The organism is Runella sp. R0.1_18 (genome assembly GCF_057652155.1).
Genome location: NZ_JBYFCK010000001.1, coordinates 189,438 through 201,792, shown reverse-complemented (window position 1 = coordinate 201,792; position 12,355 = coordinate 189,438). Strand labels below are relative to the sequence as shown.

Genomic DNA, 12,355 nt, shown 5'->3' with positions numbered 1-12,355 from the left:
CGAAAATTTCCAATATGTCGGAAGAAAAAAGTATGCGCCTTAGCCAAGCGGCCCGAATTCTCAACCGTAATCACGCAGCGGTTGCGAGTATTTTGGCTGCAAAAGGGTATAAGGTGGACAACAATCCTAATACAAAGCTAAACGCAGAACAACTTGAGTTTTTGGCGAAAGAATTCAAGGCTGAGTCGTTGTTGGGGGGAAGTGCACCCAAAAAAGAAGAAGTAGTAGTAACCACGCCACCAGCAAAGGGAGAAGATAGCCCCGTGCTGTATTTTCGTAGCTCACAAGCAGCAGGTAATAACAAACCTGCCAGTGAATCAGCCTCTGAATCAACGTCGCCAAAAGAACCAGAGATTTTACGTGCCGAGACATCTCAAATTGGATTGAAAGTAGTAGGTAAAATTGATTTAGACGCGCCTAAATCATCGGTTACACCTCCTCAGCCAGCTCCCAAGCCAGTTGAAGAGCCAAAACCTGTGGTGGTAGTTCCTCCTGTTGAGGAGAAAAAACCAGAACCACCTGTGGCGCCTAAGGTAGAAGAACCAGTAGTTGTGAAACCACCAGTGGTTGAAGAAAAACCAGCGCCAGCGCCAGTACCAACTCCAGCCCCTGCTCCAGTAGTAGTGGAGACAAAACCAGCTCCTACTCCAGAGCCAATAAAACCACCTGTGGAAACCCCTAAAGTGGAGGAGAAAAAAGAAGAACCAGTGCAAGAGGTGAAGCCAACTCCTGCTCCACCAAAAGTTCAAGAGCCACCAGTGAAGGTAGAAGTAAGCCAACCGCAACCTAAACAGGAGGTTGAGAAACCAGCTCCACGAGTTGAAAAACCTCAGCCACCAGTAACTCCTCCCCAGCCAGCCAAAGAAGAGCCGGCCGCTGCCCCCGAAGTGGAGGCACAACCTGTACTTATCGAAGCGAAAGCCGATCCACTAAAAGGTTTGACCATTTTAGGGAAAATTGAGCTTCCAACTGATCGCCGTAGTGGTGATTCAGGAGGAAATCGCGATAAGGACAAGGACAAAAAACGTAAGCGTAAGCGTGTACGCAAAGGGGAAAAGGTGGTTGAAAATGCGCCTGCTAACCGTAACAACAACAATAATAATAACAACGGTAACAATACTGCTGGAAATAACAACAGTAACAGTAACACAAACGCCAACAATAGTGGCAATAGCGGAAGACAAGGAGATCGACCTGCAAGGGACGGTCAGAACAGACCGCAGCAAGCCTCTGGAGGAAACGCGCAAGGTGGAGGTAACAACAACAATAATTCCAACAATAACAACAACCGCAGAGGACCAAACTCGGGTCAAGGACAAGGTGGGAATACCAATACTAACAATACCAACACCAGTAACAATACCAACAACAACAGTAATAATAACAATAAAAAGGGCGGAAACACGGCCAATAACAACCGCCGCGAACGCAAAGAGGAAATCTCTGACAAAGAAGTATCAGACTCAATCAAGGCAACAAATGCTCGTCTGAGTGGTACTACGCGTGGTAAAAACTTTGGAGCTGACAAACGTCGTGAGCGTCGTCGGGTTCGTGCAGTAGCAGAAGAAGATCGCTTGATGCAAGAACAAGAAGATGCAAAAGTACTCAAGGTAACAGAGTTTGTCTCGGCCAATGAGCTTTCTTCTTTGATGGACGTGTCGGTGCAAGAGGTTATTTCTGTTTGTTTGAGCATGGGAATGTTCGTCTCAATTAACCAGCGTTTGGATGCAGAAAGTATTACCTTGATTGCGGATGAGTTTGGTTATGACGTTTCTTTCATCTCTGCCGAAGAAGAAATTCAGGGCGATGTACAGGAAATTGAAGACGACGAGGCTGATTTGCAAGAACGCGCCCCTATCGTAACCATCATGGGTCACGTTGACCACGGTAAAACATCATTGCTTGACTATATTCGCCGTACTCGCGTAGCAGCGGGTGAAGCGGGGGGAATCACGCAGCACATTGGGGCATACAGCGTAAAAACAGATGGCGGTCGCCGAATTACATTCCTCGATACACCAGGTCACGAAGCCTTTACGGCGATGCGTGCGCGGGGTGCGAAAGTAACAGACGTCGTTATCATTGTGATTGCTGCGGACGACTCTATCATGCCTCAAACGCGGGAAGCAATTAACCACGCACAAAACGCGGGAAGCCCGATTGTGTTTGCCTTTAGTAAGATTGACAAGCCAGGTGCCAACACGGAAAAAATCCGAGAAGCATTGGCAAATATGAATATTTTGGTGGAAGAGTGGGGTGGAAAGTACCAAACCCAAGAAATTTCGTCAAAATCAGGGGTTGGTATTCCTGATTTGCTTGAAAAAGTATTGTTGGAAGCTGACTTGCTCGAACTCAAAGCCAACCCCGAACGCCGCGCTTCTGGTACTGTGATTGAAGCATCGCTGGACAAAGGCCGTGGTTATTTGGCAACAGTGTTGGTGCAGACGGGAACACTCAAAGTAGGAGATCCTATCTTGGCAGGTTCACACCACGGACGGGTAAAGGCCATGTTTGATGCGTCAGGAACGCGCTTGAAAACAGCAGGGCCATCTACTCCAGTACAGTTGCTTGGTTTGAACGGTGCGCCTCAAGCGGGGGATAAGTTCAATGCGATGGAATCAGAACGTGAAGCACGAGAGATTGCCAACAAGCGCGAACAAATCATGCGTGAGCAAACGATCCGTACTCGTAAGCACATTACGCTGGAAGAAATCGGTCGTCGTAAGGCCATCGGAACTTTCAAAGAATTGAACATCATCATCAAAGGTGACGTGGACGGTTCGGTAGAAGCCCTGTCTGACTCGTTGTTGAAACTTTCGACGGAAGAGGTACAAGTGAATATTGTCAACAAAGCGGTGGGTCAAATCGCTGAGTCGGATGTCAACTTGGCAATTGCGTCGGATGCCATCATCGTTGGTTTCCAAGTTCGCCCTTCTATCAATGCCAAGAAACTTGCAGAACAAGAACAAATCGAAATCCGCCTTTACTCGGTCATTTACGACGCTATTAACGAAGTGAAAGACGCGATGTTGGGTATGTTGGAGCCAACAATGGAAGAAGTCATTGTAGGTAACGCTGAGATTCGCGAAGTGTTCAAGATTAGCAAAGTAGGTACCGTAGCAGGATGTTACGTAACCGATGGGCATCTTAAACGCAATAACAAAGTGCGCGTTATCCGTGACTTTATTGTGGTTCACGAAGGTGAAATTTCGCAGCTTAAACGTTACAAAGACGATGTAAACGAAGTTAAATCAGGGTTTGAATTTGGTCTTAGCATCAAGGGGCTTAATGATATTCAAGTAGGGGATATTGTAGAAAGCTTCGAAATGAAAGAAGTAAAACGGACGCTGTAAACATACAAATACATTGATTGCGACGGGCTTTTGGTATCACCAAAGGCCCGTTTCGTTTTAAGGAAGGTGGAGAACGTCGCACAAACTTTACCTGAGTGAGGGACAAAGTATCATAATTTGGCAGGGAATGTTATATTTGTGTAAGTTTATTTAGTTAATCCGTGGAAGAAATACAATCAGATATTTTTCATAGTGTCCCCCAAAGACCCCCTTGGCGTAACGTCATGTTACTTTTTGGGCTGGTTTTGCTGGGTTCTTCGCTAGGCAATCTCCTTGCGATGGCGGCGATTATGGCCTTGAGTATGACGCATGGTGGGTTGGGGCTAGAAGACATCGCTCAAATGCTGCAAAAGCCCGAGGCTTACCCGCATTCATGGTGGTATTTGATGTTGATACAAGCCGTATCGCATTCGTTTACATTTCTTATTCCTAGCGTTATCTATTGGCGCTGGTCAGAACAACATCGGGTAGAAGAATTCGTACGCCGTCCGTTACCTTCTTTTTTACTACTAGGAGTTGCTTGTTTGGCCGTGCTGGCTTTTATGCCGTTGAATAGCCTAATTATTGAATGGAATAATAGTGTACACTTGCCTCAGGGATTATTCAGGGTCGAAAGCTGGATGAGACGCAAAGAGCAAGAACTGGCCACAATGACCCAGTTTTTAACCGAATTTAAGTCATTGCCCAAGCTATTAGTGGCCATGACGGTGATGGCTATTATTCCAGCCATTGGCGAAGAAGTTCTGTTCAGAGGTATTATTCAACGGAAAATATTTCATAAAATTGGAGACATGCACATCTCCATTTGGTTGACAGCGGCGATATTTAGTGCTACCCATTTGCAGTTCTTAGGTTTTATCCCCCGAATGCTCCTAGGTGCCATGTTTGGCTATATGTATGCGTGGAGCCGAAATTTATGGACACCTATTTTTGCTCACTTCGTCAATAATGCAGCTACGCTGCTAATGGTTTACCTGTCCAACCAGCAGCTAATTTCAATGAATGTTGAGAATCCCGAATCTACTATTTCATGGACGGGGGCATTATTATCATTAGTACTAACGGCAGGTTTGCTTTTAAACCTAAAAATGATTTCTCACCGTAGAGTTGCCCAGTTGTAGATTGTTTAGCACTATCTGCATAGCACGGAGGCGCTTACATTTACAATAAACCAAATGACTGTTGATAATTGGGAAAAAATCTTTGAGACAAGTTTCCAGCATCGTGCCGAAATCGTGCGGGAATATTTAGAGCAACAATCTATTTCGGGAGTTGTTATTAATAAACAGGATAGCAGTTACCACTTTGGCAAGTACGAGTTGTATGTTCCTTTGAAAGATGCTATCATTGCCAAAACTATCGTAGAGAATGAAATCTCCTTTGAATAACCTATCTAATCTTCAACAACGTATTATTGCAGCAATTGTAGGGGTAGCCATCATTTTATCCGCTATTTTGTACAGTGATTGGACGTTTTTATTGCTTTTTTGTGCCATCAGTATTCTTACCCAATTAGAGTTTTACAAACTACTAGGGCTTGACGGAAACCAACCATTGACGTATTATGGCACATTGTGTGGGGTGTTTATAAACCTCCTAACATTTTTAATTGAAAAAGAAGTAATTGATTTCCAAAATTACTTCCTGATTAGCCCGATGGTGACCATGATTTTCTTTATAAAACTATATAAGAAAAAAGACCTAAAGCCCTTTCAAAATATCGCTTTTACGTTTTTGGGAATTATTTATGTCGCCATACCTTTTTCGTTACTAAGTGTCTTGGCGATGCGTGGTGGCGTGTATAATTATGAAATTGTACTCGGAAGCTTATTTTTATTGTGGGCAACAGACGTAGGGGCCTATTTTGCGGGTACTTATTTCGGAAAAAGAAAGCTTTTTGAACGTGTTTCTCCCAAAAAATCATGGGAAGGAGCCGTTGGTGGGGCTTTTTTTGCAGCCATTGTCGCTTTCTTCCTTGGGATGTACTTCCGCTCGTACGAAGAATGGGCTTGGTATTGTATCGGAGCACTGATTGTGGTGGCAGGTACATTAGGAGATTTAGTAGAATCTCTTTTTAAAAGAAGCATCGCCATCAAAGATTCTGGTAGTACGATTCCAGGACACGGAGGCTTTTTAGACCGTTTTGACGGCTTGCTACTTTCGGCACCGTTTATTGTGACATTCGTTAAAATTTTTTCATAGATAAAAACGTTACTCATTATAAGGACACACCTTTGCGTTCATTTTTGACCAGAAACTATGCTACAAAAACATACATACAGCTACTTCCTTGTTGGGGTTATTTTTTTGCTTTCATTGCTGAATACAGTAGAAGGACGTGCCCAAGGGCAGGTAAAAAGCATTATGTTTACGGGGCGTGTAGTCGGAGTAAAAGGGACACAAACGCTCGCGAAAGCCTATATTTTTATTCCAAAAGCAGGACGAGGAACCTTAGCGGACGAAGCGGGATATTTCGCTTTACCCGTATTTCCTGGGGATAGTGTGGTATTTAGTTATTTGGGATACCAAAAGCAATACCACGTGGTTCCAAAACGCCACATGGAAGAGTCGTATTCGGCCATCATTTTGATGAAAGAAGACATAAAAACGTTGGCTGAAGTCAAGGTCTATCCGTATGCAACGGAAGAAGACTTTAAAAAAGCGTTTATCGCAATGAAATTGCCTGACGAATTTGAACGCGAAAACCTCGAACGAAATACGCGCCAAGAGCTCTTGATGCAGATGGCGGCTGCAACACCTATGAGCGCCGCCTCTAACTACCGAAGTTTTATGGACCAACAAATTTTTGGTCGTGATAATGCCGCCAACCGAAGCTTCTCAAACACCCTGCCTTTCTTAAATCCCTTTGCCTGGGCAAGCTTTATTAAGTCAGTCAAAAACGGTGACTTGAAAAAGAAAGAATACCGCGACATTCTTAAACAAGCCCCCCGCGAAAATATCTCTCGCCAAGATATTTTGAAGAAAGACAATTAATTACGCTTTTAAGGGCTCGTCATAATCGACGAGCTGGGTTTCTTGGCCATCAAAAACGGCATAAGAATTATACACAATCCAATCTCCCAAAATGAGGGTTCGACTGTACTGATTGATGGGCAAGTCGAGCTTGATGTGTCGGTGGCCAAAAACGTAAAAATCGTGATGGTTTAGTTTTTCTTGTTCCTTCGCATACAACACAAGCCACTCTTTGTCTTCACCCCAATACGACGGTTGTCCTTCTTTTTGGTGTTTGCGCCAGCTATGCAACGCCCACGATTGCCCCAGCCAGAGTGCAAGATTGGGATGTAAAAGGTTGCCAAAAGCCCAACTCGCTAATTTACTTTCAAAAACAATGCGCAGTAATTTGTAAAAATGGTCGCCTGGGCCAAGCCCGTCGCCGTGCGCAACGTGAAACGATCGGATGGGCGCATTAGGTGTGGTTTCGACCAGTAAATCAAGCGGGCGGCGGTAGGTTTTGATGTTTAATTCTTTTTCAAAATAATCGGTCATCCACATATCGTGATTGCCAGGGAATGCGATAATTTGGATGCCTGCATCCGTCAGTTCCCCGAGTTTTCCCAACAACCGAACGAAACCACGCGGAACGACGCGCTTGTGTTCGTACCAGAAATCAAACAAATCGCCAACCAAGCAGATTAGTTGTGCATCGTGACGGATACTTTCTAGCCACCGCACAATGCGCTTTTCGCGAACGAGGCTATCGGCATGAGTGGGGGCACCAAGGTGAAAATCAGAGGCAAAATAGATTTTCTTTGCGGGTGAAAGGGTGACTTTTAGAGATTGAAAAGACATGTGACTTTGAAACATTCGGGCAAAAATACGGAGATTACTTTACAAGATTTTTTCTAATTTTACGACTTACCCAAGCAAATTTTCATGGAAACACCCATCCCCACTAAATCAGAAGTATTTGAGGCCGTCGCTGCACAGTTGGCCGAGCAAGGTTTTAGCATTGTTAAGCAAGATCAAACCCGCCCATGGGGAGGTTTTTTTGTGATTAACGAAGACCAAACGCCTCAGTTTGCCGCGACCTATTTCCCGACAGTTGAGCTGTCAAGCATTCAAATTACGCAAAAACTAAGCCCTAAAATACTACTTGTTGCGCCAGAGAAACGCTTGTCGTGGCAATACCACCACCGCCGTGCGGAGATTTGGCGCGTTGTGTCAGGAACAGTAGGGGTTGTAAAAAGCGATACCGACGAAGAAACCGAGGTGCAGTCGTACCAGCCAGGTGATTTGATTACCTTGCGTCAAGGAGAGCGTCACCGTTTGGTAGGGTTATCAGGATGGGGAGTTTTGGCCGAAATTTGGCAACATACCGACCCAGAACACCCATCAGACGAAGATGACATCGTACGTGTACAAGATGATTTTGGAAGATAATGGAAAACCTTAAATACCCCATTGGCCGCTTTGCGTTTGGAAAAACCTATTCGGCGGCCGAAACGCAAGCGCATATTCAGGAAATCAGCGCGTTGCCTTCTAAGTTATTTAATGTGGTGAATGTACTTAATGAGGTACAACTAGAAACACCTTACCGCCCCGAAGGCTGGACAGTGCGCCAAACAGTCCACCACGTTGTTGATAGTCACATGAATGCTTACATTCGCTTTAAGTTGGCTTTGACAGAAGAGAATCCAGCTATTAAGCCTTACGAAGAAGCACTTTGGGCTGAGTTAGCCGATGGCAAAGGTGCCCCCGTAGAGTGGTCGTTGCAGTTGCTAAAATACGTACATTTGCGTTGGGTAATGTTGCTTAATTCCTTGAGTGACGCAGACTGGGAACGCACTTATTTCCACCCAGAAACAAAGCGGGTATTTCCTCTTCGGGAAGTAGCAGCGCTGTACGCTTGGCACAGCGAGCACCATTATGAGCATATCAATCAGCTTTGTATCAAAGAAGGCTGGAAATAAGATAAGCGCCTAGCAAATCTTTTCAGCCATTTTTACGTTTATGAGGGTGTAAGCAAATTAACATCCAATTAATAGTACCGAAATGCCTTCCGCATCCACTTCTGACAATATCTTAGTTCGGGTATTGAAGTCTGTATTTTTTAAAAGCGCCACTGGTAAAGCAGGGCGTTATGCCCGCAATGCGGGTAGCCTTGTTGAACTTTTAGGGAAAGTATTAAACAAAACCAACACCCTAAAAGGCGCGACCTACGATTCCCTTAGGGAAAAAGTAATGTTATTGGTACGTTTGCTCAAAGCCTATGTTAAAGGAGAATACAAAACAGTACCTTGGAAAACACTGACCCGCATTATTGCGGTTTTGCTGTATTTTTTGTCACCAATTGATGTCATTCCTGATATACTACCGATTGTAGGATTAACCGATGACATTGCCTTGGTTGTTTGGTTGTTTAATGCCATTGGCGACGACCTTGATGCTTTTCGTGAGTGGGAGTCAAAACGAAATACTATCACGATTGGCTGATAATCTGCGAAATAGTTGTTAATTTTGCCAAAAGATTCCTTAAAATAGGGTTAAAAATCGAAAATCAACGGTAAATAAACAGTCCTATTTCGTTTTATTACTGTAATCAATACATTGCTTGAATGTACAGCGATGTATAAAAGCAACAATTTAGAGAAATCACTAACCGCATTTTCAAAATGAATACGCTTTCAATTTTTTTAATCATGGGCTTGGGTGGACAGGAACTCATCTTTATCGCCCTTATCGTGTTGTTACTTTTCGGCGCAAAGAAAATTCCTGAGTTGATGAAAGGGTTAGGAAAAGGCATTCGTGAATTCAAAGAAGCTTCTAAGGAAGTGAAAGAAAACATCGAAAAAGGACTTGACGAAAGTCGCTAAGGTCTGCCCGCCAATTTTCGGGGAAATTTTGCCGAAAAACGGCTTTTTAATGACGATTTAGCCAAAAATCAGCAGTAGCCTTCGGACTACTGCCGATTTTTATTTTGTACCAATCCCAATTTAATGCCAATTTCGTTGGCGGTAATCTATTGATTGTGAGCTATCATTATACTTCTCTTAGTGAAATTCAAACCGACCTCCGTTCGGGAACTGTATCGTGCCGTGAGCTAGTGGCGTATTATTTGAAAAACATAGAGGAAAAAAATCCAGTCTTGAATGCGTTTGTGGCGGTGTATGACCAAGAAGCAACGCAAAGAGCAGAAGAAATTGACCAAAAAATTGCGGCAGGAACAGCAGGACGCCTAGCGGGAATGGTACTCGGAATTAAGGATGTCCTTTGCTATCAAAATCACGGATTACAAGCAGGAAGTGCCATTTTAAATGGTTTTGTGTCGCAGTTTACTGCTACCGCCGTGCAGCGGGTATTGGCCGAAGATGCCATCATCATTGGTCGCCAAAACTGCGATGAATTTGCGATGGGCTCTTCCAACGAAAGCTGTGCGTTTGGGGTTGTCCGCAATGCTGCGGATACTTCCCGCGTTCCTGGAGGTTCGTCGGGAGGCTCGGCAGTGGCAGTCCAAGCAGATATGTGCTTGGCGTCATTGGGCTCAGATACGGGTGGTTCGGTGCGTCAGCCTGCGGCTTTTTGTGGGCTTGTTGGCCTAAAACCTACCTATGGACGTGTGTCGCGTTGGGGGCTGATTGCCTACGGCTCGTCGTTTGATTGCATAGGGCCAATCACCAAAAGTGTAGATGATGCCGCTCTTTTGCTAGAAATTATGGCAGGTGCCGATGATTTTGATAGTACGGTATCGCAATTGCCCGTACCTTCTTTTACGAAAGCAGTAGCCGAAACGACGGTTCAAAAACAAAAAGTGGCTTATTTGCGGGAAGGCGTAGAAAGTGAGGCGCTACAACCCGAAATTCGACAAGCTATGCAAGCCAAACTTGACTGGTTACGCGAGCAAGGCCATGAAGTAGAGCCTATAGACTTTGAGTTACTTTCTTATATTCTGCCAACTTATTATATCCTTACTACGGCCGAGGCGAGTTCAAATTTGTCTCGTTTTGACGGAGTAAGATACGGCCATCGTACGGCAACTCCCGTGGATTTGATGGAACTTTACAAAAAATCGCGCAGTGAAGGTTTTGGAAAAGAAGTAAAAAAACGCATCATGCTTGGTACGTTTGTGCTCAGTGCGAGTTATTATGATGCGTATTATACCAAAGCTCAAAAAGTGCGCCGTTTGGTAAAAAATCAGACCGATGAGCTTTTTAAGAAATATGACTTTTTGATAATGCCAACTACGCCAACAACGGCCTTCCCGATTGGAGATAAAACCGAAGATCCGTTACAGATGTATTTGGCCGATATATTTACGGTACAAGCAAACGTGATTGGGTATCCTGCCATTTCGATTCCTGTCGGAACCGACGAACAGGGGCTCCCCATGGGACTTCAAGTGCTAGGAAAACCATTCGGAGAAGCTGATTTGCTGGCTTTCTCAAAATATATAGTAGCCAAAGAACCAGCAAATTCTTTGGCCTAATACTCAACATAAGCGATAAAATAGCCATTGAAAAACGAACAAAAAAGATGTAAAACCTAACGAGAAAACAACGGAACGATGATGGAATTGAAGCGAATTGTGGGCATGGGATTGGTAGCGGGGATGTGTTGGCTTGGAACAAGCGAGGGTGCCCGTGCACAAGAAGTAGAGACTGACACCAACGTAGTGGAAGAACAAATTCAAGTAGAAGCAATGGCCGATTCAACGGTGTCGGAAGCCCTTGTACGCGAACGTCTTGCCAAGTTGGAAAACATCATACCGCTCCGTTATCACAAGGTAACGCATCAATTTGTGGAGTATTTTATCTACCGCAAGCCGAGCTTTGTGAAGCGAATGCTAGAGCAAATGCACTTGTACTTTCCGTTGTACGAGCAGATGCTTGAAAAACACGGAATGCCGCGCGAGTTGAAGTTTTTGTCATTGATTGAGTCGGGGCTAAACCCGCGCATTATTTCGTACGCAGGCGCAGGTGGGTTGTGGCAATTTATGCCTGCAACGGGCCGTGAGTATGGAATGAAGCAAAATGACTACATCGATGAGCGTTTTGACCCCGTAAAATCAACCGAAGCCGCTTGTGTGTATTTGAAACGGCTTCACCGTGCTTTTGGCGACTGGGAAATGGCTTTGGCCGCTTATAACGTTGGGCCAGGTAACGTAAAAAGGGCGATGCGCCGCTCAGGCTCAAGTACTTTCTGGGGAATCTATAATTTCTTGCCCAAACAAACACGTCATTATGTGCCTCAATTTGTGGCCATGACGTACTTGATGCATTACCACGCCGATCACGGTATTTTTGCGGAAACCCCCGATTATCCCATGCTTTTTGACACGATTCAAGTGTCGGGATATGTCAACTTACATACGTTTGCCAAACTAAGTAATATTTCGTTGGATGAGTTTTATAAACTTAATCCACAAGTTATTAACACCGAACTCCCCGCGACGACCAAAGAATACGTTCTCCGTGTTCCGAGCCATAATTTTGACTTTTTTCAAGAAAATCGCTTAGCAATTTGGGATTCAGCGACGAAATCACCATTCCAAAGCCCTATGCTATTGGCTGCCAATGGGGAGGAAACTACCGATAGTGCTGGTGCCATCAAAAAAGTAGGTGGATTGGTTGCGGCAGGCGATGAAAATGAAGACCCAGAAACCATCATTACGCGCCAGACGCGGAAAATGTACCACACGGTGCGCCGAGGAGAGACACTCGGAAAAATAGCAAGCCGCTATGGCGTAGATACCTACGATTTGAAACGCTGGAACCATTTGCGGAGCAATAGCATCATGCGTGGTAAACGGTTGGTTGTATTCAAAGAAACTACTAAAAATGTCAATGCGCCACTGCAAGGGCAGTTGGCGGCAGATACAAAAACGAAAATCAAGATTCGTTATCACCGTGTTCAGCCAGGCGATACGCTTTCGACCATTGCCGAACGTTATGGTATTAATATCAGTCGCTTGAAAAAAATCAACCGCTTAAAAGGCAACACTGTTCGTAAAGGACAGAAACTCATTGTAGGGTAACAGCATCATA

General features: G+C 44.6%; 12 protein-coding genes. 11 read left to right on the top strand and 1 reads right to left on the bottom strand.

The window, feature by feature from the left end; translation table 11 throughout:
* The first annotated feature begins 14 nt into the window (after nt 1-14).
* From infB to AC23P2_RS00850, 5 genes are all read left to right on the top strand, one after another.
* Nucleotides 15-3,353 carry a translation initiation factor IF-2 gene (gene infB / locus AC23P2_RS00870; protein WP_487771446.1) on the top strand — a complete coding sequence of 1,113 codons (3,339 nt, stop codon included), beginning with the start codon at nt 15-17 and terminating at the stop codon, nt 3,351-3,353.
* A 224-nt stretch (nt 3,354-3,577) separates the two neighbouring features.
* On the top strand, nt 3,578-4,474 hold the full coding sequence (locus AC23P2_RS00865) for a CPBP family intramembrane glutamic endopeptidase (RefSeq protein ID WP_487771445.1): 897 nt from the start codon (nt 3,578-3,580) through the stop codon (nt 4,472-4,474).
* Nucleotides 4,475-4,528: 54 nt separating this feature from the next.
* Nucleotides 4,529-4,741 carry a DUF2007 domain-containing protein gene (locus AC23P2_RS00860; RefSeq protein WP_028524209.1) on the top strand — a complete coding sequence of 71 codons (213 nt, stop codon included), beginning with the start codon at nt 4,529-4,531 and terminating at the stop codon, nt 4,739-4,741.
* Nucleotides 4,722-5,555, top strand: coding sequence for a phosphatidate cytidylyltransferase (locus tag AC23P2_RS00855; RefSeq protein WP_487771444.1), 834 nt, complete (start codon nt 4,722-4,724; stop codon nt 5,553-5,555). Before AC23P2_RS00860 ends, AC23P2_RS00855 begins: the two co-directional genes overlap by 20 nt.
* 57 nt (nt 5,556-5,612) lie before the next feature.
* Entirely contained in the window at nt 5,613-6,347 is a 735-nt protein-coding gene (locus AC23P2_RS00850) for a carboxypeptidase-like regulatory domain-containing protein (RefSeq protein ID WP_183972036.1), read from the top strand.
* On the opposite strand, the gene AC23P2_RS00845 is transcribed toward AC23P2_RS00850, so the two are convergent.
* Entirely contained in the window at nt 6,348-7,163 is an 816-nt protein-coding gene (locus tag AC23P2_RS00845) for a UDP-2,3-diacylglucosamine diphosphatase (RefSeq protein ID WP_487771443.1), read from the bottom strand. It abuts the gene before it with no gap.
* Between the two features lie 84 nt (nt 7,164-7,247).
* Here AC23P2_RS00845 and AC23P2_RS00840 point away from each other — a divergent pair, with 84 nt between their 5' ends.
* The 6 genes from AC23P2_RS00840 to AC23P2_RS00815 all read left to right on the top strand — a co-directional run bounded on the left by AC23P2_RS00840 (nt 7,248) and on the right by AC23P2_RS00815 (nt 12,345).
* A complete protein-coding gene (locus AC23P2_RS00840) occupies nt 7,248-7,754 on the top strand; it encodes a cupin domain-containing protein (RefSeq protein ID WP_487771442.1) in 507 nt (168 codons plus the stop codon).
* The gene (locus AC23P2_RS00835) at nt 7,754-8,284 is read left to right on the top strand and encodes a YfiT family bacillithiol transferase (protein WP_487771441.1); all 531 of its coding nucleotides are present in this window, start codon (nt 7,754-7,756) and stop codon (nt 8,282-8,284) included. The genes AC23P2_RS00840 and AC23P2_RS00835 overlap by 1 nt, the downstream gene beginning before the upstream one ends.
* A gap of 82 nt (nt 8,285-8,366) precedes the next feature.
* Nucleotides 8,367-8,807 carry a YkvA family protein gene (locus AC23P2_RS00830; protein ID WP_487771440.1) on the top strand — a complete coding sequence of 147 codons (441 nt, stop codon included), beginning with the start codon at nt 8,367-8,369 and terminating at the stop codon, nt 8,805-8,807.
* A gap of 179 nt (nt 8,808-8,986) precedes the next feature.
* Complete coding sequence (locus AC23P2_RS00825) at nt 8,987-9,187, top strand: Sec-independent protein translocase subunit TatA/TatB (protein ID WP_028524216.1); 201 nt, start codon at nt 8,987-8,989, stop codon at nt 9,185-9,187.
* 155 nt (nt 9,188-9,342) lie between these two features.
* Nucleotides 9,343-10,797, top strand: a complete 1,455-nt coding sequence (gatA, locus tag AC23P2_RS00820) for an Asp-tRNA(Asn)/Glu-tRNA(Gln) amidotransferase subunit GatA (protein WP_487771785.1) — start codon at nt 9,343-9,345, stop codon at nt 10,795-10,797.
* Nucleotides 10,798-10,875: 78 nt separating this feature from the next.
* Nucleotides 10,876-12,345 (top strand): lytic transglycosylase domain-containing protein, encoded by a 1,470-nt coding sequence (locus AC23P2_RS00815; RefSeq protein WP_487771439.1) that lies wholly within the window; start codon nt 10,876-10,878, stop codon nt 12,343-12,345.
* The last annotated feature ends 10 nt before the right edge of the window (nt 12,346-12,355 follow it).

Coding starts and splice junctions, on each gene's coding strand:
- infB (WP_487771446.1), top strand. CDS start 15: ATGTCGGAAGAAAAAAGTATGCGCCTTAGCCAAGCGGCCCGAATTCTC.
- AC23P2_RS00865 (WP_487771445.1), top strand. CDS start 3,578: ATGTTACTTTTTGGGCTGGTTTTGCTGGGTTCTTCGCTAGGCAATCTC.
- AC23P2_RS00860 (WP_028524209.1), top strand. CDS start 4,529: ATGACTGTTGATAATTGGGAAAAAATCTTTGAGACAAGTTTCCAGCAT.
- AC23P2_RS00855 (WP_487771444.1), top strand. CDS start 4,722: ATGAAATCTCCTTTGAATAACCTATCTAATCTTCAACAACGTATTATT.
- AC23P2_RS00850 (WP_183972036.1), top strand. CDS start 5,613: ATGCTACAAAAACATACATACAGCTACTTCCTTGTTGGGGTTATTTTT.
- AC23P2_RS00845 (WP_487771443.1), bottom strand. CDS start 7,163: ATGTCTTTTCAATCTCTAAAAGTCACCCTTTCACCCGCAAAGAAAATC.
- AC23P2_RS00840 (WP_487771442.1), top strand. CDS start 7,248: ATGGAAACACCCATCCCCACTAAATCAGAAGTATTTGAGGCCGTCGCT.
- AC23P2_RS00835 (WP_487771441.1), top strand. CDS start 7,754: ATGGAAAACCTTAAATACCCCATTGGCCGCTTTGCGTTTGGAAAAACC.
- AC23P2_RS00830 (WP_487771440.1), top strand. CDS start 8,367: ATGCCTTCCGCATCCACTTCTGACAATATCTTAGTTCGGGTATTGAAG.
- AC23P2_RS00825 (WP_028524216.1), top strand. CDS start 8,987: ATGAATACGCTTTCAATTTTTTTAATCATGGGCTTGGGTGGACAGGAA.
- AC23P2_RS00815 (WP_487771439.1), top strand. CDS start 10,876: ATGATGGAATTGAAGCGAATTGTGGGCATGGGATTGGTAGCGGGGATG.